This window comes from Halomicrobium sp. HArcht1-1 (assembly GCF_058933285.1).
The window spans coordinates 550,741-570,795 of sequence record NZ_JBZYDL010000001.1; the positions used below are offsets into that span (position 1 = coordinate 550,741).

The 20,055-nt window shown below is 66.8% G+C and carries 25 protein-coding genes; 15 read left to right on the forward strand and 10 right to left on the reverse strand.

What is annotated here, in order from left to right; all coding sequences use genetic code 11:
* Positions 1 to 81 precede the first annotated feature (81 nt).
* A complete protein-coding gene (locus tag AC5FRZ_RS02960; RefSeq protein WP_170093351.1) occupies positions 82 to 393 on the forward strand; it encodes a DUF5789 family protein in 312 nt (103 codons plus the stop codon).
* Positions 394 to 430: 37 nt separating this feature from the next.
* Positions 431 to 1,348 carry an SDR family NAD(P)-dependent oxidoreductase gene (locus AC5FRZ_RS02965; protein ID WP_493563817.1) on the forward strand — a complete coding sequence of 306 codons (918 nt, stop codon included), beginning with the start codon at positions 431 to 433 and terminating at the stop codon, positions 1,346 to 1,348.
* 50 nt (positions 1,349 to 1,398) lie between these two features.
* Here AC5FRZ_RS02965 and AC5FRZ_RS02970 read toward each other — a convergent pair whose 3' ends face one another.
* Both AC5FRZ_RS02970 and AC5FRZ_RS02975 read right to left on the reverse strand, forming a co-directional pair.
* Positions 1,399 to 2,289: a YkgJ family cysteine cluster protein gene (locus AC5FRZ_RS02970; RefSeq protein WP_493563818.1), complete on the reverse strand. Its 891-nt coding sequence runs from the start codon at positions 2,287 to 2,289 to the stop codon at positions 1,399 to 1,401.
* A gap of 48 nt (positions 2,290 to 2,337) precedes the next feature.
* Positions 2,338 to 2,715 carry a CBS domain-containing protein gene (locus tag AC5FRZ_RS02975; RefSeq protein WP_153552311.1) on the reverse strand — a complete coding sequence of 126 codons (378 nt, stop codon included), beginning with the start codon at positions 2,713 to 2,715 and terminating at the stop codon, positions 2,338 to 2,340.
* An 85-nt stretch (positions 2,716 to 2,800) separates the two neighbouring features.
* On the opposite strand from AC5FRZ_RS02975, the gene AC5FRZ_RS02980 reads away from it, so the two are divergent.
* From AC5FRZ_RS02980 to AC5FRZ_RS02990, 3 genes are all read left to right on the forward strand, one after another.
* Positions 2,801 to 3,634: an aldo/keto reductase gene (locus tag AC5FRZ_RS02980; RefSeq protein ID WP_493563819.1), complete on the forward strand. Its 834-nt coding sequence runs from the start codon at positions 2,801 to 2,803 to the stop codon at positions 3,632 to 3,634.
* A gap of 333 nt (positions 3,635 to 3,967) precedes the next feature.
* Positions 3,968 to 4,816 (forward strand): NAD(+) synthase, encoded by an 849-nt coding sequence (nadE, locus tag AC5FRZ_RS02985; protein ID WP_493563820.1) that lies wholly within the window; start codon positions 3,968 to 3,970, stop codon positions 4,814 to 4,816.
* Positions 4,817 to 4,868: 52 nt separating this feature from the next.
* Positions 4,869 to 5,399, forward strand: a complete 531-nt coding sequence (locus AC5FRZ_RS02990; RefSeq protein WP_493563821.1) for a TrmB family transcriptional regulator — start codon at positions 4,869 to 4,871, stop codon at positions 5,397 to 5,399.
* A 110-nt stretch (positions 5,400 to 5,509) separates the two neighbouring features.
* On the opposite strand, the gene AC5FRZ_RS02995 is transcribed toward AC5FRZ_RS02990, so the two are convergent.
* A complete protein-coding gene (locus AC5FRZ_RS02995; RefSeq protein WP_153552315.1) occupies positions 5,510 to 5,791 on the reverse strand; it encodes a hypothetical protein in 282 nt (93 codons plus the stop codon).
* Positions 5,792 to 6,162: 371 nt separating this feature from the next.
* Here AC5FRZ_RS02995 and AC5FRZ_RS03000 point away from each other — a divergent pair, with 371 nt between their 5' ends.
* From AC5FRZ_RS03000 to AC5FRZ_RS03030, 7 genes are all read left to right on the forward strand, one after another.
* Entirely contained in the window at positions 6,163 to 6,468 is a 306-nt protein-coding gene (locus AC5FRZ_RS03000) for a 30S ribosomal protein S24e (RefSeq protein WP_015762143.1), read from the forward strand.
* A gap of 1 nt (position 6,469) precedes the next feature.
* Entirely contained in the window at positions 6,470 to 6,604 is a 135-nt protein-coding gene (locus tag AC5FRZ_RS03005; RefSeq protein WP_015762144.1) for a 30S ribosomal protein S27ae, read from the forward strand.
* A gap of 21 nt (positions 6,605 to 6,625) precedes the next feature.
* Positions 6,626 to 8,272, forward strand: a complete 1,647-nt coding sequence (locus AC5FRZ_RS03010; RefSeq protein WP_170093356.1) for a bifunctional N(6)-L-threonylcarbamoyladenine synthase/serine/threonine protein kinase — start codon at positions 6,626 to 6,628, stop codon at positions 8,270 to 8,272.
* Between the two features lie 33 nt (positions 8,273 to 8,305).
* Complete coding sequence (locus AC5FRZ_RS03015; protein WP_170093357.1) at positions 8,306 to 8,767, forward strand: universal stress protein; 462 nt, start codon at positions 8,306 to 8,308, stop codon at positions 8,765 to 8,767.
* 42 nt (positions 8,768 to 8,809) lie between these two features.
* On the forward strand, positions 8,810 to 9,079 hold the full coding sequence (locus AC5FRZ_RS03020; protein WP_015762147.1) for a DUF5808 domain-containing protein: 270 nt from the start codon (positions 8,810 to 8,812) through the stop codon (positions 9,077 to 9,079).
* Positions 9,080 to 9,126: 47 nt separating this feature from the next.
* Entirely contained in the window at positions 9,127 to 9,789 is a 663-nt protein-coding gene (locus AC5FRZ_RS03025) for a non-canonical purine NTP pyrophosphatase (protein ID WP_493563822.1), read from the forward strand.
* A gap of 72 nt (positions 9,790 to 9,861) precedes the next feature.
* Positions 9,862 to 10,644: an SDR family NAD(P)-dependent oxidoreductase gene (locus tag AC5FRZ_RS03030; protein ID WP_170093358.1), complete on the forward strand. Its 783-nt coding sequence runs from the start codon at positions 9,862 to 9,864 to the stop codon at positions 10,642 to 10,644.
* 7 nt (positions 10,645 to 10,651) lie between these two features.
* Here AC5FRZ_RS03030 and AC5FRZ_RS03035 read toward each other — a convergent pair whose 3' ends face one another.
* On the reverse strand, positions 10,652 to 11,119 hold the full coding sequence (locus AC5FRZ_RS03035) for a DUF7384 family protein (protein ID WP_493563823.1): 468 nt from the start codon (positions 11,117 to 11,119) through the stop codon (positions 10,652 to 10,654).
* A 338-nt stretch (positions 11,120 to 11,457) separates the two neighbouring features.
* Here AC5FRZ_RS03035 and AC5FRZ_RS03040 point away from each other — a divergent pair, with 338 nt between their 5' ends.
* Positions 11,458 to 12,072: a hypothetical protein gene (locus AC5FRZ_RS03040; protein ID WP_153552323.1), complete on the forward strand. Its 615-nt coding sequence runs from the start codon at positions 11,458 to 11,460 to the stop codon at positions 12,070 to 12,072.
* Between the two features lie 78 nt (positions 12,073 to 12,150).
* On the opposite strand, the gene AC5FRZ_RS03045 is transcribed toward AC5FRZ_RS03040, so the two are convergent.
* A complete protein-coding gene (locus AC5FRZ_RS03045) occupies positions 12,151 to 12,762 on the reverse strand; it encodes an MBL fold metallo-hydrolase (RefSeq protein ID WP_170093360.1) in 612 nt (203 codons plus the stop codon).
* A gap of 177 nt (positions 12,763 to 12,939) precedes the next feature.
* Here AC5FRZ_RS03045 and AC5FRZ_RS03050 point away from each other — a divergent pair, with 177 nt between their 5' ends.
* Positions 12,940 to 13,122 (forward strand): DUF5786 family protein, encoded by a 183-nt coding sequence (locus AC5FRZ_RS03050; RefSeq protein ID WP_018257335.1) that lies wholly within the window; start codon positions 12,940 to 12,942, stop codon positions 13,120 to 13,122.
* A gap of 33 nt (positions 13,123 to 13,155) precedes the next feature.
* Entirely contained in the window at positions 13,156 to 13,716 is a 561-nt protein-coding gene (locus AC5FRZ_RS03055) for an endonuclease dU (RefSeq protein WP_153552325.1), read from the forward strand.
* Position 13,717: 1 nt separating this feature from the next.
* On the opposite strand, the gene AC5FRZ_RS03060 is transcribed toward AC5FRZ_RS03055, so the two are convergent.
* The 5 genes from AC5FRZ_RS03060 to pspAB form a co-directional block, all read right to left on the reverse strand.
* Positions 13,718 to 14,374, reverse strand: coding sequence for a potassium channel family protein (locus AC5FRZ_RS03060; RefSeq protein WP_153552326.1), 657 nt, complete (start codon positions 14,372 to 14,374; stop codon positions 13,718 to 13,720).
* Positions 14,375 to 14,651: 277 nt separating this feature from the next.
* Positions 14,652 to 15,701 carry a DNA repair and recombination protein RadA gene (gene radA, locus AC5FRZ_RS03065; RefSeq protein WP_170093362.1) on the reverse strand — a complete coding sequence of 350 codons (1,050 nt, stop codon included), beginning with the start codon at positions 15,699 to 15,701 and terminating at the stop codon, positions 14,652 to 14,654.
* Positions 15,702 to 15,863: 162 nt separating this feature from the next.
* Positions 15,864 to 17,594 (reverse strand): alpha/beta hydrolase, encoded by a 1,731-nt coding sequence (locus tag AC5FRZ_RS03070; protein ID WP_493563824.1) that lies wholly within the window; start codon positions 17,592 to 17,594, stop codon positions 15,864 to 15,866.
* 97 nt (positions 17,595 to 17,691) lie between these two features.
* Positions 17,692 to 18,147, reverse strand: coding sequence for a hypothetical protein (locus tag AC5FRZ_RS03075; protein ID WP_493563825.1), 456 nt, complete (start codon positions 18,145 to 18,147; stop codon positions 17,692 to 17,694).
* Between the two features lie 5 nt (positions 18,148 to 18,152).
* Positions 18,153 to 18,770: a PspA-associated protein PspAB gene (pspAB, locus tag AC5FRZ_RS03080; RefSeq protein WP_170093364.1), complete on the reverse strand. Its 618-nt coding sequence runs from the start codon at positions 18,768 to 18,770 to the stop codon at positions 18,153 to 18,155.
* Between the last annotated feature and the right edge of the window lie 1,285 nt (positions 18,771 to 20,055).

Sequence of the window (20,055 nt, forward strand, 5' to 3'; positions counted from 1 at the left end):
ACAAAGCGCCGAATAACGAAGTACCGTCACGGGAAGGTCCGGACGACGGTGGGGCGGGCGGGCCGTCGACACCGTCGCGTTATGTCACAGGAACGATTGACGGAGCGAAACGACCTGCGGGCGTATCTCGACGCGGAACTGTCGTACCCGGTCACCCTCTCGACGGTGCGTGACCGCCTCGGACAGGTGACGGTTATCGCGCCGGACAGCGACGAGTCGGAGACGCTGGCGTCGATCGTCGAGCACGTCGACGACGACAGCTACGAGAGCGCCGACGAACTGTTCGAGACGGTCGTCTCGCGGCTGCCCGACGCCTACATCGGACGGAAGTACTACGACGATCGGGGCTCCTCGCTCGCGGTGGCCGGCAGCCCGGAGGACGAGTCACTGTAACCCCGCTCTTTTTCGCTCGGTCGCCCAACGACCTGCCATGAGCGACAGCCGGGTCGCGCTGGTCACTGGGGGAACGAGCGGGATCGGACGTGAGACGGTCCGCGGGCTGGCAGCGCGGGGCTGGACGGTCCTCGTCCACGGCCGCGACGCCGAGCGTGGCCACGAGATCTGTCGGACGGTCCGCCGGGAGACGGCGGGCGCGGCGACGTTCCACCACGCGGACCTGTCGACACTCGACGCCGTCGGTGCGCTGGCCGACGCGATCGCCGACGACTACGACCGCCTCGACGCGCTCGTAAACAACGCCGGGACCTGGCAGGACGAGCGCCGCCTCGTCGCGGCGACCGGCGAGCGCTCGGACGGCACCCGCACACAGGTGGCGCTGACGGTGGCGGTGAACCACTGCGCGCACTACCGGCTGACCCACGACCTGTGGCCGCTGCTGGACGCGGCCGGCGGGCGCGTCGTCACTGTCTCGTCGGACCTCCACCGGCGGGGCGAACTCGACACCGACCGGTTCCTCGGTCCGGACGGGCCGACCGGACAGCAGGCCTACGCCGACTCGAAGCTCGCGAACGTCGCGTTCACGCGGGCACTGGCCCGACGAACGGACGCCGTCACGGTGTCGTGTTGCCACCCCGGCATCGTCCCGAGCAGTCGTTTGGCACGCGAGACCGGCGGGCTCTCGCGGCTCGGCTGGAAGCTGTTCGGCCTCGTCGGCGGGCTGCTCCCGGTCGGCCCCGTCGACTCCGAACGGGCGGCCGCCGAAACGTCGCTCTTTCTGGCGACGACCGACGACACGGACGGCCTGCACGGCGGGTACTTTTCAGACTGTGAGCGCACGGAGGCGAAACCGGTCGAGGAAGCCACCGAGGAACAGTGTTGGGCCTGGACGGCGGACGTTGTCGGCGTCGACCCGGAGTGGCCGCCCGTCGAATCCGGTTCCGACACCTGACCGTCCGCTCGCGTTCCGTCGCCAACGACTGCCTTCGACTTGCGCTCGCTTCAGGTGGACGTGTCGTCGATCGAGTCCCAGCCCGGCGTCGGCGGTGCGCCGTCGTCGTCCTCGATCTCGCGTGCGCATTCGGGCTCCGGTGCCGGCTCACCGACCGCGTCGGCGAGGGTCTGCCAGCGCTCGATCGCTCGCCCGGTCCACGACGCTGTGTCCCGTGCGCGCTCGCGGTACCGTTCGTACCAGTCGTCGCTGATCGCTCCGGTCCCGGGTGCGGAGGCGGCCGCGACGGCGACGAACTCCACGCGGTCGGCGGCCGTCAGCTCGTCGGCGACGAGGCGGGACACGACGCCGGAGAGGCGCTCGGGCTCGGGGTGTGCGAACAGCTTCGAGCCCAGCGCGGCCGGGCCGAGCAACGGCGTGGCGTCGGCCGGCGGCTCGTCGTCGCTGAGTCGCTCGCCAGCGGCCTCGCCGGGGGCGTGAGCCTCGACGCGCTCGCACTCGGTCTCGACGGCCAGCGAGAGGTTCTCGCCGGGGTAGGCTCCGCAGGTGTCCGGGTACAGCTCGCCGTCGTGGAGCCGACACTGGAGGGTCACGGGATCGAGGAAGACACAGGTCTCCAGCCAGGTGGGGTCGGCGTCGAACGGCGCGACGGGTTTGGGCGGCTTGCGAAGGCCGACGTAGAACGCCGGCCGGCCGTCGATCGCGGCGACGCTGTGCCCGTCGATGGTGACGCCGTCGTCGTCGGCGAACAGGCGGGGCGTGAGGGCGTCGCCGTGACCGCGGTCGACGAACGCACGCACCTCCGAGCGGGTCAGCGGGACGAGGTTGCTGGTCTCGTCGAGAGGCTGGCGACTGCCGCGCCGCTCGTGATCGATGTCGGCGTCGGTCAGGGGCCGCCAGTCGATACAGCAGCCGGCACACCCCTCGCAGTCGACTCTCATGTCCGGTCGTTCGACCGTGCGGGAGAAAAGAGCCCGCCCCGAGACGGCCTAGGCGAACTCGCCGGTCGTGTCCGTCGAGGAGACCATTCCGACGTAGTCGCCGTGGTCGTCCATCACCGGGAGGTGTTTGATGCCGAAGTTGGTCATCATGGCCGCAGCCTCGTTGAGTTCCGTCGTCGTCTCGACGCGCTCGACGGGAGAGGTCATCACGTCAGCGACCCGGGTCTCCGAGAGGTCCGCGCCCTCGGCGACGGCGTGGACCACGTCGGTCGTCGTGACGATTCCTGCGTCCGCACCGGGGACGAAGAGTCCGTTGACGTTCGCTTCGCGCATCTGCTCGGCGACGGCTCGGACGGTCGCGTCCGGGCTCGTCGTCTCGAGCGGCGTCGACATTACGTCTTCGACGAGAACAGTGTCGGCACTCATACGTCGACTGTCGGGGCCAAGTGTCATTGTCCTTCCCCTCCCGCGACGCCGCGACGTTCTTTGTGGTCCCGGCGCAACGTCGGCTATGGAACACGTCGAAGCTGGCGGTGCGTCGATCCCGAAGATCGGGCTCGGAACGTGGCAAAACACCGGGACAGCGTGTACCGAGACGGTTCGGACCGCTCTGGATCTCGGCTATCGACACGTCGACACCGCACAGGTGTACGACAACGAGCGGGCGGTCGGCGAAGGGATCGCCGCGGCCGACGTGGATCGCGACGACATCTTCCTAACGACGAAGGTGTGGCGCTCGAACCTCCGGCGCGAGGCGGTCGTCTCGACGGTCCAGGAGAGTCTGGCAACGCTCGGCGTCGACTACGTCGACCTGCTGTTGATCCACTGGCCTCACCCGCGCGTCCCCGTCGAAGAACCCCTCGCCGCGATGGCCGAACTGCGCGAGCGGGGGCTGGTCGAACACCTCGGCGTGAGCAACTTCACGCAGTCGCAGCTACGGGCGGCCGGCGACGCCGTCGACGCCCCGATCGTCGCCGATCAGGTGCTGTACCATCCCTACAAGGATCAGTCGGCGCTGCGAGAGTACTGTGTCGACGCGGGGATCGCACTGACGGCCTACAGCCCGCTCGCGCGGGGCCGCGTCCTCGGGGACGATCTGCTGGCCCGGATCGGCGACCGCTACGACCGGAGTCCGGCACAGGTCGCACTGCGCTGGCTGGTCCAGCAGGACGGCGTCGTCGCCATCCCGAAGAGCACCAGCCGCGACCACCTGGCCGACAACCTCGCTGTCTTCGAGTTCTCCCTGACCGACGACGAGATGGCCCGCATCCACGAGCTGGAGGGGGGCTTCAAGACGAAGCTTCGCAACCGTCTGCCCGCGCTGATGCGCCGGCTGCCCGTCTGATATCGTAGCCATTGAAAGTCGATGGCCACTATACCTGTACTAGGACCTCCCAGAGGCCCCTACCCATTAGTTCCCCTGGTAGGGAATCACTATCAGTAACGAGTCGAACTGCTGGTACCGTGTACTGCACGCCACGATCTGTGATCGAGTCGTCCGGCCGACAGCCGACGCCGTTTGCCCGGTGGCCGGCGACAGCTATCGCGCTGGCGGTCTCCGTCTCACGAGGAGTGGTCTGCCGAGAGCGGGGCAGCCGGCACCGCCGTGGGTCCGGCGGTGTCCGCCCTCTGGAGCGACACGGTCGCGGTTCGCGCGCGTCGCCGGGCGGTGGTCGTCGTGAGTGACTCGAAGCCCAGCGCACACGATCCTGCACTGGCCCGTGAGCGCTCCGAGCTTGCGACCGAGTCGGAGGCGGTCCAGCAACTTCGCGAGCAGTTGCCCCGCTTCGTCGAACGGACGCTCGAACGGGCCGGTGCCGAGGGCGTCGCCGTCGCGCTAGACGGGCGAGTCGGTTCGACGGTCGCGGCGGTGCTGGCGATCGAAGCCGTCGGCGTCGATCGGGTCAGCGGTCTCGTGTTGCCGGCCAACATGAACGACGAGGCGTCGGCCAGGGCGGCGGAGGCGGTCGCGTCGATGCTGTCGATCGAGTACGAGCGACTCCAGTTGCGGCCGCTGCTCTCGGCGTTCCAGCGCGTGATCGGTGCTGCTGGGGAACCGGCCGACGACGTCGTCGCGCTCGACAACGCACGCGAACGGTTCCGAATGGCGTGTCTGTACTACGTCGCCAACACGACCGACCGGCTCGTGCTCGGCTCCGTCGACCGTACCCGGCGGCTCCTGGGGTCGGTGACGAAACACGGGGACGACGGCGTCGACCTCGCGCCGCTGGCACCGCTCTATCACACCGAGGTACGCGCGCTCGCGAGAGCGGTCGACGTGCCGTCGAACATTCTCGACCGGTCGACCCGGACGGCGGGACGCGCCGACAGCGACCCACAGAAACTCGGGGTCGACCCCGAGACGCTCGACGAGATCCTCCACGCGCTCGTCGACCAAGCGCAACCACCGGCCGCCGTCGCCGAGCGACTCGCCGTCGATCGAGCGACGGTCCAGCGGGTCCGGAAATGGTGCGAAACCACCAGACACAAGCGCCGTCCGCCGCTGACGCCGTCGATCGATCTCTAGCAGTCACGACCACGAAACTCATGGTTGCCGACCGTCAACAGACAATCAACAAATGAACACGAACGACATCGACCTCTCTCCGACACAGACCCAGCTCGTGACGACACTCATCAACGAACACGAGACCGCGGACGGCCCGGTCACGAGCGGTCAGGTCGCCGAGATCCTGGACCGCAGCTCGGGGACGGTCCAGAACCAGCTCACGACCCTCCAGTCGATCGGACTCGTCGAGAGCGTCCAGGGACCCACCGGCGGGTACGAGCCGACGCCAGCGGCCTTCGCCGCGATCGGTCGCGAGCCGATGGACGACGCCGAGACGGTGACCGTCTCGCAGGCGTTCGACCGGATCGACGCCACAGTCGAGGAGATCGACCTGACCAACGTCCACCACCCGACGGAGTGTACGGCACACGTCTCCCTCCAGGGGACCCTCGGCAGTATCGAGGTCGGCGATCCGGTTGTCGTCGGGCCGACGCCCAGCGCTGATCTGGTCGTCGCGGGCGAAGTGACGGCCGTCTCCGAGACCGCCGACGAACTGGTGCTCGACGTTCGACGCATGGACGCGCCGGTCACCGAGGAGTAGGTGACGGCGACCTCGCCGCAATCGTGTCGTCGCAGCGAAAACCAGTCGTGATTCAAAGAGCGTGGCGTCTCGTTCTCGCACCGTCGGCTGTCACGGCGTGACGGGTAGTCTCACAGCGGGGCGATGCTGACGGTCACGGTGCCGACGCCGGGGACGGTGACCCGACGAGGCGCGTCGTTCGTCCGGCGGACAAGTGCGGCCAGTCCGAACTGCGTGCCTTTCACTGCAAGTGCCGTCGCGGCGAGGGCCGTCGCGGCTGCGAGCGGATAGCTCAGGGCGACGAGAGCGGCGACGAGGAGGACGGGGAAACCGACCAGCGTCGCGAACGACGGGGAATCGACTGCGGGACCACGCTCGGATCGTGTGCGAAGATGGGACGTGTTCGATGACATTGTGAGTGCTCCGTGGGGGCGAGCGGTCGCGGGACCACTGCCGTACGTACACCAAGACTCTCGCCATACAAGAAGTTTCAGAAAGTCGATTGGTTTTGAGAGACGGTACCACGGCACACTCTGTAGAAATACTTTTCACGCCCCAAAATGCGGTGCAACAGTTACCACGGTATTCGTTCTCTCAACTCCACTTTCTTATACATCGTCTGGTAGAGCGTGTCGACGGTCGACTCGTCGTCCCCGTCGATCCGGCTCTCTCTTCACGTGTCGTTCGCGACGCCGTCGGGTCCGCGCCCGCCGCGAGGGTTGGGAGCTGTACGCCGTTCGAAATCCTTTTACGCGCTTCAGGGGCAATGTAGGGACAACGAACCATGGAAATCGACATCATCAAAGAAGACGACAACCCGATGTTACACCGGACCGACGTTCGGTTCGAGGTGCGACACGACGAGGCGACGCCGTCGCGACTCTCCGTGCGCGACTCGCTCGCGGCCAAGCTCAACAAGGACGCCGAAGAAGTCGTCGTCCACGAGCTCGACACGAAGTTCGGGATGCGAAAGACCGTCGGCTACGCGAAAGTGTACGACGCGCCCGAGTTCGCCCGCGAGGTCGAGCAAGACCACATGCTCGAACGCAACAAGATCGTCGCCGACGGCGAGTCGGGTGAGGAGGCATAAGATGGCCCGTCACGAGTACTACAGCGACGACGGTCAGATCGAGCGCGAGCAGTGCCCCCGGTGTGGCGACACCTTCCTCGCCGAGCACGACGACCGCAAACACTGCGGCAAGTGCGGCTACACCGAGTGGGAGTAACGCCCGCATAGCGGCTTCACAATGCGCGTTCTCGGCATCGAAGGCACAGCCTGGGCAGCCAGTGCTGCGATCTTCGAGGCGGACGAAAGTGAGCTTCGAGATCCCTCGGCGGCCGCCAGTGACGACCACGTCTTCATCGAGACCGACGCCTACCAGCCCGACAGCGGCGGCATCCACCCCCGCGAGGCCGCAGAACACATGGGTGAGGCGATTCCAGCCGTCGTCGAGCGCGCGCTCGAACACGCCCGCGAGCGAGCGCCCGACACGGAGACCGGCCCGCCAATCGACGCCGTCGCCTTCTCGCGTGGCCCCGGCCTGGGACCGTGCCTGCGGATCGTCGGGACGGCGGCGCGGGCGGTCGCACAGCGGTTCGACGTGGCGCTGGTCGGCGTCAACCACATGGTCGCACACCTCGAAGTCGGGCGCTACTTCTCGGGGTTTTCCTCGCCTATCTGCCTGAACGCCTCCGGTGCCAACGCGCACGTCCTCGGGTACCGCTCGGGACGATATCGCGTGCTCGGCGAGACGATGGACACCGGCGTCGGCAACGCCCTCGACAAGTTCACGCGCCACGTCGGCTGGTCTCACCCCGGCGGTCCCAAGGTCGAAGACCACGCGACGCGCGGGACGTACGTCGACCTTCCCTACGTCGTCAAGGGGATGGACTTCTCTTTCTCGGGGATCATGTCCGCCGCCAAGCAGGCAACCGACCGCGGTACGCCGGTCGAAGACGTCTGTCGCGGACTCGAGGAGACGATCTTCGCGATGCTGACCGAAGTCGCCGAGCGCGCCCTCTCGCTGACCGACGCCGACGAACTCGTCCTCGGGGGCGGCGTCGGCCAGAACGAGCGTCTCCGCTCGATGCTCGCGGAGATGTGTACACAGCGCGGTGCGGAGTTCTACGCGCCCGAGCCCCGCTTTCTCCGGGACAACGCCGGGATGATCGCGATTCTGGGCGCGCGGATGTACGCGGCCGGCGACACGCTGTCGATACCCGACTCCGGCATCGACTCGGACTTCCGACCCGATCAGGTCGAGGTGACCTGGGACGCGGGCGAACCGGTCGCTCGCGTTGGCGGCGACGCCGACGAGATTCAGGGGGCCGAGGCGCTCGTCCGCTTCGAGGGCGACCGCGTCGTCAAGGAGCGCCGCCCTCGCTCGTATCGCCACCCGAAACTGGACGAGCGGCTGCGCTCGGAGCGCACCAGACAGGAGGCCCGCCTCACCAGCGAGGCCCGCCGGCACGGCGTTCCGACGCCGGTAATCTACGACGTCGATCCACGAGACGCCCGGATCGTCTTCCAGCGGGTCGGTCAGCGAGAACTGCGCGACGGGCTGACCGAGGAGCGAGTCCGGGCGGTCGGCCGGCACCTCGCTGCGATCCACGATGCCGGCTTCGTCCACGGCGATCCGACGACGCGGAACGTCCGCGTCGGGGAGGGCGACCCCGGCGTCTTCCTCATCGACTTCGGACTGGGCTACTACACGCGAGACACCGAGGACCACGCGATGGACCTGCACGTCCTCGATCAGTCGCTGGCCGGGACCACCGACGACGCCGAGCGGCTCCGGGCCGCCGTGGCCGACGCCTACCGGACCGCAAGCGAGCGCGACGACACCGTCCTCGACCGTCTCGACGCGATCGAAGATCGCGGCCGATACCAGTGAAAATTAAGTGGGCTCCGCCAGATCGCTCCTGACATGGACGACGCACTCGTCGTACTCGATACGGACGAACGCGGTCGCGAACTGTTGACCGAGGCCGCGCAGCTGGCCGGTGGCGCAGACGCGCGACTCCACGTGCTCTCCTTGCTCACTCACGAGGCGTTCGAAGAGAAACGCGACTCGCTCGACGCCGTGGCCGAGGAGGAACACACGAGCTACGACGACAGCGTGATCATGGACGACGTTCACCAGGAGGCGGCGGCGGTCGTCGAGGAGGTCGTCGGCGACTACGACGTCGAGTGGGACGTCCTCGCGGGACGCATCGGACAGGCCGAAACCGAGGCCGACCGCATCCTCGAAGCCGCCGCGGACAACGACATCGACCACGTGTTCCTCACCGGCGACCAGCGGTCCCCGACCGGCAAGGCGGTGTTCGGCGACCGGGCCCAGGCCGTGATCATCAACTTCGACGGCCCCGTCACCTCACTGCTGGGCTGAGCGAGGAAAAACGACTTAACGCGGCGTGCCGTACCGGATTCCATGGCCGACAAACCACAGTCCGGCGAACTCTTCGGAGTGCCGTACAACTTCGAACGCCCGAGCGTTCGACGGATGCTGTCTTCGTACTGGCAACCCGGCGACTCGATGCTCGTCGAGAAACCGTTCGGGATCGGGTACTCGCTGAACCTCGCCAACTGGCGTTCCTGGGTCGTCCTCGCGGTCGTCGGCGCACTGGTCTGGCAAGAGCAGGGCGGCATCGAGGAGGAGCCAGACGCCGAGGACGAAGCGGTCGAAGTCGTCGTCGACTGAGTCGCGAACATCGACGGCTATTTTCCCGTCCTCGCCCGACTCGCGGTATGCTCAAGTTCGTCACGACCAACCCCGGGAAGGTCCACGAAGCCAGGGAGTACCTGGGCGCGGAGACGGTCGAGCAGTTCGACTTCGACTACACCGAGGTACAGGGCGACGACCTCGCCGCCGTCGCTGCCCACGGCGCACGCGAGGCCTACCGGGCTGTCGGTGAGCCGGTCATCGTCGACGACTCCGGTCTGTTCGTCGACGCGCTCGATGGGTTCCCCGGCCCGTACTCGTCGTACGTCGAAGACCGGCTCGGCATCGAGCGGGTCTGGCGACTCACCGAACCGGAAGACGACCACAGCGCCGCCTTCGAGACCGTCGTCGCCTACTGCGACGGCGACGGCTTCGAGGCTGCACCCAGCTCCGTCGATCACGACGACCGGCGCGGACACGACCTGGCTGCCGACGAGCGGGGCGGAGCGACCACCGACGCGCAAGTCGACGGTGCGGCGCTCCCGGTGAAGCTGTTCCGCGGGCGCGTCCCCGGGACGATCGTCGCGCCCCGAGGGGACGGCGGCTTCGGCTTCGACCCGATCTTCGAACACGACGGGGCGACCTTCGCCGAGATGGGCACCGAGCGGAAAAACGCCGTCAGCCACCGGGGCCGGGCGCTTTCGACGTTCGCCGAGTGGGTCGAGACGACGGGTCGGATCGATGGCTAACGATCGAGCCTACACCCACCGGTCCCGTCGACCATCGCTGCACGCGAGCGACGGCCCTGGAGTGGGTGACGCGTGACCAGCGAACGGGAGACGGCCGGGACGGCGCTGATCACGGGTGCCAGCGCCGGGATCGGTGCGGCGCTGGCCCGGGAGTTCGCCCGCCACGGACACGACCTCGTTCTCGTGGCCCGCCGGGCGGCCCGCCTCGAATCACTCGCGGCCGACCTCGAACGCTACGGCGTCACGACTCACGTCGTCGCGATGGATCTGGCGGCGGACGACGCGCCCGATCGGCTGTGGGCGACGCTGGCGGACCGTGGCATCGCCGTCCAGACGCTGGTCAACAACGTCGGTGTCGGCACGCACGGCCCCTTCGCGGAGAGCGACCCCGACGAGGAGCGGACACAGCTCCGGCTCAACGTCTCGGTGCTCGTCGAACTGACCCGCAAGTTTCTCGACGGCCGGGACGCCGGGCAGGTGCTCAACGTCGGCTCGGTCGCGGGCTTCGTCCCCGGTGCGTACATGGCTGGCTACTACGCCAGCAAGGCCTACGTCAACAGCTTCTCCCAGGCACTGGCGGCCGAACATCGGGACAGCGCCGTCGACGTGACGGTGCTGTGTCCCGGCCCGACCGAGACGGAGTTCCAGGAGCGGGCGGGGATGGGCGACTCGGCGGTCGGTCGTACCCTCTGTGACACGCCCGAACGGGTGGCGCGGGCGGGATACCGGGGACTCCAGCGCGGCGAGGCCGTCGTCGTGCCGGGGCTGGCGATGACCGTCCTCGTGGGGCTGCTCTCGTTCGTCCCGCGCCCACTCCAGCGGTGGGGGAGCCGGCTCGTCAACGGGAACCGCTGACGGCGACCTACGCTCGCGGGTCGCTGTCCGGTCCGGGGTAGTCGCCGTCGTGGGTCGCCTCGTACACCGCCGCGGGGTCGAACAGCCGGGCGAACGCGTCCGGCGGACGGACGCTGAGGTCGGCGTGGGGCTGGATCGACAGTCCGGTCCTGGCCGACCGGAGCGTGTCGTCGTACGACAGCAGGTGCGTGGCCTCGCCGCGGTAGGCGGCGGCCAGCCCCGGATGGTCGTCGGGCGGGTGCTCGACGCAGTGACACGCCGTCCTCACGCCCTCGCGCCAGTCGCTGGCCAGCGAGGCGTCTGCGAGATCGGCGATCACCGCCTCGGCGTCGTCCAGCAGCGGGACGCTGGCGACCAGCGTCACCCAGTCGTGCCGGCGCACGTGATCGAGCGCGGCGCGGGCGTCCCCACCGACGAGGAGGTCCGCGGCGAGTACGTCGGCGTCGGCCACGACTCGGGTCGACTCACCCGTCACGGCGTCGCTCCTCCAGTGCCGAACGCACGCTCTCGACGCTCGTCTCGTACGCCGTCGCTCGCTCGAAGAGTGCCGCCCAGGTCATGTTCGAGGGGAGGCACGCGCGAGAGAAAAACCCACGGACTACGCCGCCGTCGAACGCCCGTCTGACGGGTATTTATGTACGGTCGTCCTGACCCGTCGACACGGGCGCGCACACCGACTGTACATTCAGTCTCCCATCCTCCCGAGCGCGCCCGGACACCGCAACCCACCCCTCTCTTTCGTCCGCGAGCCGACGCGCTGAAACCAGATCCCACAGAGACTTACGTCGGCCCCACGCAGTGGACGCCGAAGCGATGAGCAACACTGCCACAGAGCAGACCAGACCGGGCTTCCCGGGCGTCAGCGTCGTCGAGGCGCTCGGCGTCCTCGCCGTCTTGCTGGCGCTGCAGTTCGTCTACGCCGCGAGTGGCTTCGCCGACGGTGTCCTGACGATCGCCCACCGGATCGCCTACATCATGACGACCGCGCTGGCCTGTACCTGGACGCTGCGGCTCCACGACGGCTTCTCGCTGAAGTTCATGGGCGTCACGGTCGTCCTCGTCGCGGGTGGGATCGTCTCGATCGTCGCGTTCGCGACCGCACCGCCCCTGGCCGTGACTGCCGCCGCGATCGCCGTGCCGGTGGTCTTCGGGATCGTAGTCCGCCTCACCGACGCGCTCCCCAACTGGACGGGGACGCACACGACCCTCCTGCTGGTCGTGCTCGGCACGACGGCGATGTTCGTCGCGGCCGCCCCCCGCGACGTCGGCTCGCTCGCGTCCGTCGGCTTCGGGATCGAGATCGTCCCCGTCACCGACGGCCTGTCCAGCCGACTCGAAATCGTCCGGGACGGCGTGACCAGCGTCGTCCACGCGCCGCTCGCAGTCGTGGGTGCCGGGCTGTACGTCCTCGGTCGAGTGTTCGAGTGACACTGCCGACTGCCCGTCCGTCCCGACAATCAACGAGAGCGGTCTTCGCGACCGCTCGCAGCCGTGGGGGACTTCTCGCTACTCGTCTGGGTACTTCGGCTCTCGGCGCTCTGCCCGTTCGAGCGCGCGTTCGACGACCGCTCGCACGTCGCCCTCGAAGACGCTGCCGTGGCCGGCGTACATCGCCCCGACCGACGCGGGGAGTCGGTCGAGGAGGTCCCGAATCGACTCGATGAGCCGCTCGCGAGACTGATCGGGGGCGTCGGTCCGGCCGAAGCTCCCGTCGTCGAACGCGCCGTCGTCGTGGACGACCACGTCGCCGGAGAACAGCGCCGTCTCGGAGACCAGCGAGACGTGGTCGTCGGCGTGGCCCGGCGTGTACACGACCGTACAGTCGTGGTCGCCGACCGTGACGGTGTCGCCGTCGGCGAGCGCGTGATCTCGTCGCGGGTGCTCGCCGTAGGCGTACAGCTCGGGGTCGAACGCGTCGAGGACGGCGGCCAGCTCCGCGACGTGGTCGCCGTGCTGGTGGGTCAAGACGACCCGATCGAGTTCGTCGACGTGGTCTCTGATCGCGTCCACGACGCCGGCGTACGCACCGGCGTCGACCAGCGTCGTCCGTTCGCCCGTGACCAGATAGGCGTTGCAGGTGAACGTCTCTGCGCCGTCGGTGACGGTGTAGACTGCCATCGTTCCCGATAGGGGTGGCTCGTGTTTCAGACTGCCGACTACCGGGTGAGAGGGCATCTCCCGAGGCGGTGACAGCCGTACCACGGCGGCTTCTTATAGCCTCACTGTCGTGTTCTGTGGCGGTAGCGGCAAAACCGCCGAGTGATTTATCACGGGGAATCTATAATGGTTACATGTATGGGGTTTGGGAGCTACGACGAATCCGAACAAGACAACCAGGAGTACGACACAGAGTACGACGACGAGGATGGACTGTCCACCTCGGAAAACGAGCACGACGGTGACGTGGAGTTCGAGTTTACGGCCTCGAACGACGAACTACTGGATCGGCTCGACGACATCAAAGGCGAGAACACGTAATCGACAGCCTGCAGACTCGGGAGTGACTTCGAGATGAAAGCCGGCGTCCGCGCGCTGGGCGTCGCAGAGTCGTATCGCGGGTCGACGAGTACGCTGGCGGGCGTCGTCGTCCGCGCCAGCCGGGTCGTCGACGGATTCGTTTTCGGCAGTTGCACGGTCGGTGGGAGCGACGCGACCGCCGAGATCGCCGATATGGTCGACCGGCTCGACCGCGAGGACGTTCGGTACCTGCTGGTCTCTGGCATCGCGCCCGCGTGGTTCAACGTCGTCGATCTCGCCGAACTCCACGACGCCACCGGGCTCCCGGTCTGTTCGATCACCTACGAGGCGAGCGAGGGCCTCGAATCGGCGATTCGGGACGGGTTCGACGATCCTGCGGTCGCGGAGGATCGGCTGGCGATCTATCGAGCCCAGCCAGAGCGTCGTCCGGTCTCGGTCGCAGACGGAACGGTGTACGTCCGGAGTGTCGGCATCGACGAGGAGAGGGCCGGCGAGGTCGTTCGCGCGTTCACGCCCGAGGGCGGACGGCCGGAACCGCTCCGGGTAGCGCGCCTGGCCGCCAGCGCTGCCGACGCCGCTGGCCGAGAGGGGTAGACTACGTTCCCTTGAGCGACGTTCGCACGTCGTCGAGCGTCTCGGGACTGGCCATGACTGCGACGGTGTCGCCGGCTGCCAGCTTCGTCCGTGGGAGCGGGATCGTCATGGGTTCCCGGTCGCTCCCGTGGGCGTAGATCCGCGCGTCGCCGGGGAGATCGAGCGCGACGACGCGCTCGCCGACGACGGGCGATCCGTCGGGGACGGTGACGCTGGCGACCGAGAGCTGTTCGGTGAGGTCTGCCAGGACGTTGAAGTTTCCGCCCAGCAGCGCGGTCTTCGCACCTGCCGCACCGAGCCGCTCGGGGTAGACGATCTCGTCGACGTCGGCGGCGTACTTCTCGTAGATCTCCTCGCGGTAGTCGGCGTCGATCCGGAGGACGGTTCGACAGCCGTGTTCCTTGCCGACCATGCAGGCCGCGAAGTTGGTGTTGAGGTCGCCGGTCAGCCCCGCGATGGCGTCGGCGTCGTCCAGCCCCGCCGCTTCGAGGACGGACTCGTCGTTGCCGTCGCCCCGGACCGTCTCGAACCCTTCCTCCGCGCTCCGATCGGCCTTGTCGAGGTCGTTCTCGACGATGACGACGGCGTGGCCCTCGCTGTCCAGGATGCGTGCCGTCCGCGTCCCGACCCGACCGTAGCCGACGATGACGAACTTCATACCGCGTGGTACGTCACCATCCCACAAAATGCTGCCGCCCGTTCGGTCGGCGGCTTGATTCGACGGACGTGAGACGCTCTCACGTCACGAACCCCCTCGTTTCGACTAGAGATCGACTGCCGTCTTGTGGTTCTTCTGGACCGATTTCACTTTCACCGCGGTGCGTCAGACGCGCGAAAGACGCGGGACGGCGGCGGGTTCGAGGGGAAACGAAGGGGTCGTGGTGAGTGTTCTCACCGCATCGCGGGGGCCGGTCTCGAACGGCGGGCGTCGTGCGTTACTCGTCCATCAGGCCGCCCTCTTCGACGCGCATGACCGCTTCGCCGTCCGGGAGGTTCGGCGCGTCGACGAGTTTGACGATCCGCTTGTTCCCCTTGGACTTCCGGAGGTAGATGCGGAACGTCGACGTGTGGCCCAGAATGTTCCCGCCGATGGGCTGGGTGGGGTCGCCGAAGAAGGAGTCGGGGTTGGCCGCGACCTGGTTGGTGACGACGACGGCGGTGTTGTTGAGGTCGCCGACGCGCATCAGGTCGTGGAGGTGCTTGTTGAGCTTCTGCTGGCGGTCGGCCAGTTCGCCACGGCCGACGTACTCGGCACGGAAGTGAGCTGTCAGAGAGTCGACACAGAGCAGGCGGACGGGGAACTCGTCGTCCTGGCTCTCGCTGGCGATCTCCTGGGCCTTCTCTGCCAGCAGGATCTGGTGGTTGGAGTTGAACGCCTTCGCGACGTGGATCTTGTCGAGGACGGACTCGACGAGCGCTTCGAGCAGTTCCTCGTCGCCCGCGTCGGCGTCGCCCGCTTCTTCGACGAGGCCGTGCAGGACCATCGTGTCTTCGAGAACGTCGTCGTCGAGGCCACGCACCATCTGATCGATCCGCTCGGGCCGGAACGTGTCCTCGGAGTCGACGAAGATCGCGCTGCCCTCCAGACCGCCGTGCTCGGCCGGTAGCTGGACGGTCACGGAGATCTGGTGGGTGACCTGGGACTTGCCGGCCCCGAACTCGCCGTACACCTCGGTGATCGACTGGGTCTCGATGCCACCGCCCAGCAGGTCGTCGACCTCCGAGACCGACCAGGTGAGCTTCCCGATCTGTTCGCGACGCTCCAGGACGGTCGCGCCGGTCTCGAACCCGCCGATGTCGGCGGCCTCTCGGGCGGCCTGGATGATGTCGGCGGCCGACGACTCGCCGATGTCGGCCGTGTTCGACAGCTCGCCGGGGGAGGCGACGGCGATTCCCTGATAGCCGTCGAAGCCGTTGTCCTTGAGCTTCTCCGCTGTGGCCGGACCGACGCCCGGCAGCTCTTCGAGGTCCTCTGATGTGGACATACACGGGGCTTGTGCGTCGGGGGTAATAAACCTCCGTTAACAGGGGAGTGAAAGTGAAAGTGGCTGCCGGCGACGGGCCACTCGACAGTCGATGCGAACGTTCAAACGAGAGCAGCGGTTCGTCGTCGGGAACGGACGGCCAAAAGAGAGCCGACCGGACGGCTACAGCGGCGCGTGCGTCGCGGTCCCCGCGACGAGGACCAGCGCCACGAGCAGACTGTTGACGAACGCGCCGACCCAGACGCGGCCGGTCCGCCGGAAGAAGTACGTGGAGACGGCGGTGACGATCGAGAGCAGGGCGACGAACTGGAACGCCAGCACCGTCAGGAGCGGCTGGACGACGGGCAACGGACTCCCCGTCAGGAGAACGCCGTACTGCACCGCGAGGAGCAGGACGAACCCGCCGACGACGGCGATCCAGTTGTGGGCCAGTGCCTCCCGGAAGGAGCGGTCACCCGTTCGGAGTTGACCGTGTAGTAGCAGCTCCAGTGCGAGGAAGAACAGCGTCAACGGCACCAGGTACACCAGCGCGATCCGGAACTGCGTGGGCGTCGGGAGCTTCATCGCGAACACCCAGAACCGGAAGTCGGTGCCAAAGAGGTAGCCAACGGCTCCGAGCGTACCGAGGAAGCCGCTGACGATCGTCGCCGCCGCGACGGCCGACCGGGCGACCGTTCGCCAGCCGTCCGTGTCGAACCCGTAGCGCGCGAGCGAGTCACGGTCGGATCGGTAGTGCCACGCGCCGACCAGCCCGGCGACGATCAGACCGTTCCCCAGGGCCCACACCATCACGCCGTTGGTGACCTGCTGGGGGAACAGCCAGTTGATCGGGACGAACCCCTGGCCGACGAGGTTCAGCGGGAAGTAGGTCACCACGGGGACGAGTGCGGCCACCGCGACCGCGCCGTACCAGCTCCGCCCCTCGACGCCGGCCGGCTCGGGTACCGTCCGACGGAGCTCCGAGAAGCGCCGGTCCGAGAGGACCATCGCGCCGAAGGGGAACAGGAAGAGGACCCCACCGAGCAGCGAGGCCAGCGTTCCCAGCTCTTTGAGCCACCAGATCTGGTTGCTCGGCGGCAGTTCGTCCTCGCCGTCCAGCGTCACCTGCATCCACTCGACCGCGTCGCCGACGGCGGTCGTCGAGAGGTGGTCGCCGGGGTGGGTCGTCGCCGGGGTGTACAGACGGCGAGCGGTTCCGTCTTCGAGGCTCCCGTAGGTCCGCCCCTCTTCGACGGGCTCGTCAGTACCGAACAAGGTCTGGAGCTTCTCGCTTCGCTCGACGTTCGAGGCGTGGGGCACACCCCACATCAGCATCGAGAACTCGTCGTACTCGCTGAAGACGACGGCCGTGTTGCGCGGGAAGGTCGCGTTGCCCTCGACGACGCCCGAGTTCCCCGTCGAGGAGCCGACCAGCGCGACCGACTCGTAGCCGTCGCGGTCGCTCTGGGCCGCCGCGACGCTGGCCCAGCCGCCCATCGAGTGCCCCTCGAGCCCGACGTTGTCGTCGTCGACGAACGCCAGCGACCGCATGTACGACAGGGCTGGCGGGCCGCCGAAGCCGTTTCCGAACGCTGGCGGATCGGAGTGGCCGTGACCGGCCTGATCGATCGCCAGGACGACGAACCCGCGACGCGCGAACTCGATGGCGAACGGTGACTGTGTCTCCCGGGTGTTGATGTAGCCGTGGGTCGCGACGACTCCCGGGCTGGGATCGTCGGCACTGGCACCGGGCGGGACGTACAGGGTCCCGTGGATCATCTGTCCGTCCGGAGCGGCAAAGCGCACGTCTCTGGTGTCGACGCTTCCGCCGTCGGTCTGGACCAGATACGCGACCGTCCCGCCGCCGAACACGAGCAGGAGTGCGATGAACAAGATTGTCGTCTTTCGTGTCATCCTATACCGCGTTGCAGAGGTATGTACAAATAGCTTTCCGATATTAGAGATCAGGTGGATATAGATTACCACCGTTAGGGAAATGGCTGGGTACGGGCTACAGTAGATTCGAGCCGAGCGCTGCGAGCGAGAGGCTCCCCGCGAACACCGCGACCGAAAAGACCCACTCGGGCGCGGACACGAACTGGTCGCCGACGAGCCCGACGAGCAGGACGGCCCCCGCGAGGGTCGAACGGCTGGGACTGTCGGCCAGCGAGCCGGCGAACGTCCGGAGCTGCCAGCCGAGCGTGTCGAGACCGTCCCGGAGTCGCTCACCGACTGGGCGGTTGCCATCGGGGTCGTCGGCCGGTTCGAACGCGGTGAGATCGTCGCGGTCGACAGTGAACACTTCTCCGGTGTGCTCGCGGCACGCGTCCGCGTCGGCGACCCGGAGGAGCGTCACCGTCCCGTCGCCGGTTCCGACCACGCGGTAGACGCCGGGCGTGGCGTCGGCGTCGATCGCCGCTGGCTCCGACAGCGAGACGTGGTCCGAGACCGCGACGCCGTCAGGCACTGGCGTCACTCCCACGGGTGGTTCCCCGGCCGGTCGGGCCACAGCGGATACCAGTACTCCTTGTCCGATTCGACAGTCAGCTCTCCGTCGAGGTTCGAGTCCAGTTTGAACTCGGCGCTGGCGTCGCGTTCGTGGTCCGTGTCGTCTTTCGGTGCGAACGGGTAGTACGCGCCCCGACGGAAGGAGTACACCCAGTAGACGAGCTGTCCGTCGCGTTCGCGCTCGAAGGCGAAGACCGCAGCCAGGAGCCGAGATCCGTACCGTGCCTCGATCAGCGTGTCGGCGGCGAAGTGGATCGACGTGACCAGATCCTCGAAGCCGTCGTCGTGGAGAACGATCCAGTCGTAGCCGTGTTCGTCGGTCGTGAAGTCGGCCGTCGTTCCCGTATCCACTTCGCCGGCTTCGAGGATCGCCTCGACCTCCGCCATGGCGTCCTGAAAGTCGGTGTTGTCGACGTCGGCGAAACACAGCGCGGCGTCGCCGGTCGGGGCGTAGCCCAGGTCGGCCTCCATCGTGACGTAGGCCGTCGACATCCCGAAGAGGTCTTCCGGGTCGGCGTCCCGAGTTGCGTCGGCTTCGGCCTTCGTCCCGAGGATGCTCTTGAGTCCGTCCAGCAGTCCCATACACGTCCCGTGGGGACGTGTGCTCTTATGTGTTGTAGAACGGGGCCATCCAGCACACCGATCGGAATCCTCCATTCTGGTGTGTGAATAGACAATATAAATCTCATATGGCTGATTGATGGTACCACTTGGCCCAAAACTCTACCAAATATAGAATTACGAATATAGATAGGGCTAAACGAGTATATCATGGGAAAATATCTCCACAAATAGGGTCGTTGATAACTCAAATTCTCATACGCTACTTCGCGAGACGGATACAGGCATCGACGGCCGCGGTTCGGTGAAGGGTGGTCACGATGCACCGCCCGACGCCCGTGTCGAGAGCACCAGTGTTATCCTCGCCAGCTGTTCACTATTAGAGAACAAGTACACGATCTTTCGCACAATACACGGCTGCGTCGGACCACTCCAGCCGACGTGTGTTTCCCACTGTCTGGGTTACCGCCTACTGGAAGAATCTACGGTCCCTGGTTATTAGGACCTCGGGATATCCCGTATAACGGATTTTTTCACTGCTGGACGAGTGGACTGTACGACGTTTCCGGGTGGCCGACACGCTTCTCAGGTCCGTCGAGACTCGCTCTCGAGGGAAGTCGTCCTCAGAGTTCGGCCGCCGATGTAGCGATCTCTGATAGCAATAACAATTGTACTACTATTACTCTTCCGCCCGGCGTTTCTTGATAGTATATGTATGCCAGTTATTCAGGACATATCCAGCGTGTGTTTTCTATGGCGAAAGTCAACAGGGAACACGGGGCGTGTGAACGACCAACAACGCACAGCAAAGGCGTTGAGTGGGTCACTGCGGTCGAACTCGCAGATGAACCCCATGATCGAAAATGCCGACAGACAGTCGTGCCGAGACCATCGCCGCTATATAGAAACGATCAGGAATCTTAGGGGAAACACTCTCACAGAGATACTCAACCGAAACAGGGTTCGGGAGCCCGCGTCTCTCGTGTCTCGCCGAATCTCTACCCCGCTGCCCGCACTGTCAGCTTCGCAGCTCTGAACTGCCGATCACGTTCGGGGATGGACGGCCGACGACATCGCTGCTCTCTCAGTTCGAGCCGGTCGAGGTGCGTTTCGGTCCGATCGTCGGGCGTACGTGGTCCCGTACTGTTAGCTTCGGTCCACGAAGATATTCTCCGATGTGGGGTGGTAAGTCGTTTGCAAATTCACATCTGACAGTATCAGCACCGATGTCTCACGCGCGTGACTCTGGCTGTCCGCCAAACATTCAAGATGTGAGATGGTATAGAAAAGTGATAATACAGCCGCC

Excerpts from the sequence above, each read along its gene's own strand:
- AC5FRZ_RS02960 (WP_170093351.1), top strand. The coding sequence starts at position 82 with ATGTCACAGGAACGATTGACGGAGCGAAACGACCTGCGGGCGTATCTC.
- AC5FRZ_RS02970 (WP_493563818.1), bottom strand. The coding sequence starts at position 2,289 with ATGAGAGTCGACTGCGAGGGGTGTGCCGGCTGCTGTATCGACTGGCGG.
- AC5FRZ_RS02990 (WP_493563821.1), top strand. The coding sequence starts at position 4,869 with ATGAACACGAACGACATCGACCTCTCTCCGACACAGACCCAGCTCGTG.
- AC5FRZ_RS02980 (WP_493563819.1), top strand. The coding sequence starts at position 2,801 with ATGGAACACGTCGAAGCTGGCGGTGCGTCGATCCCGAAGATCGGGCTC.
- AC5FRZ_RS02995 (WP_153552315.1), bottom strand. The coding sequence starts at position 5,791 with ATGTCATCGAACACGTCCCATCTTCGCACACGATCCGAGCGTGGTCCC.
- AC5FRZ_RS03025 (WP_493563822.1), top strand. The coding sequence starts at position 9,127 with ATGCTCAAGTTCGTCACGACCAACCCCGGGAAGGTCCACGAAGCCAGG.
- AC5FRZ_RS03040 (WP_153552323.1), top strand. The coding sequence starts at position 11,458 with ATGAGCAACACTGCCACAGAGCAGACCAGACCGGGCTTCCCGGGCGTC.
- radA (WP_170093362.1), bottom strand. The coding sequence starts at position 15,701 with ATGTCCACATCAGAGGACCTCGAAGAGCTGCCGGGCGTCGGTCCGGCC.
- AC5FRZ_RS03055 (WP_153552325.1), top strand. The coding sequence starts at position 13,156 with ATGAAAGCCGGCGTCCGCGCGCTGGGCGTCGCAGAGTCGTATCGCGGG.
- AC5FRZ_RS03020 (WP_015762147.1), top strand. The coding sequence starts at position 8,810 with ATGGCCGACAAACCACAGTCCGGCGAACTCTTCGGAGTGCCGTACAAC.
- AC5FRZ_RS03010 (WP_170093356.1), top strand. The coding sequence starts at position 6,626 with ATGCGCGTTCTCGGCATCGAAGGCACAGCCTGGGCAGCCAGTGCTGCG.
- pspAB (WP_170093364.1), bottom strand. The coding sequence starts at position 18,770 with ATGGGACTGCTGGACGGACTCAAGAGCATCCTCGGGACGAAGGCCGAA.
- AC5FRZ_RS03015 (WP_170093357.1), top strand. The coding sequence starts at position 8,306 with ATGGACGACGCACTCGTCGTACTCGATACGGACGAACGCGGTCGCGAA.
- AC5FRZ_RS03050 (WP_018257335.1), top strand. The coding sequence starts at position 12,940 with ATGGGGTTTGGGAGCTACGACGAATCCGAACAAGACAACCAGGAGTAC.
- AC5FRZ_RS02975 (WP_153552311.1), bottom strand. The coding sequence starts at position 2,715 with ATGAGTGCCGACACTGTTCTCGTCGAAGACGTAATGTCGACGCCGCTC.
- AC5FRZ_RS03045 (WP_170093360.1), bottom strand. The coding sequence starts at position 12,762 with ATGGCAGTCTACACCGTCACCGACGGCGCAGAGACGTTCACCTGCAAC.
- AC5FRZ_RS02965 (WP_493563817.1), top strand. The coding sequence starts at position 431 with ATGAGCGACAGCCGGGTCGCGCTGGTCACTGGGGGAACGAGCGGGATC.
- AC5FRZ_RS03005 (WP_015762144.1), top strand. The coding sequence starts at position 6,470 with ATGGCCCGTCACGAGTACTACAGCGACGACGGTCAGATCGAGCGCGAG.
- AC5FRZ_RS03000 (WP_015762143.1), top strand. The coding sequence starts at position 6,163 with ATGGAAATCGACATCATCAAAGAAGACGACAACCCGATGTTACACCGG.
- AC5FRZ_RS03070 (WP_493563824.1), bottom strand. The coding sequence starts at position 17,594 with ATGACACGAAAGACGACAATCTTGTTCATCGCACTCCTGCTCGTGTTC.
- AC5FRZ_RS03060 (WP_153552326.1), bottom strand. The coding sequence starts at position 14,374 with ATGAAGTTCGTCATCGTCGGCTACGGTCGGGTCGGGACGCGGACGGCA.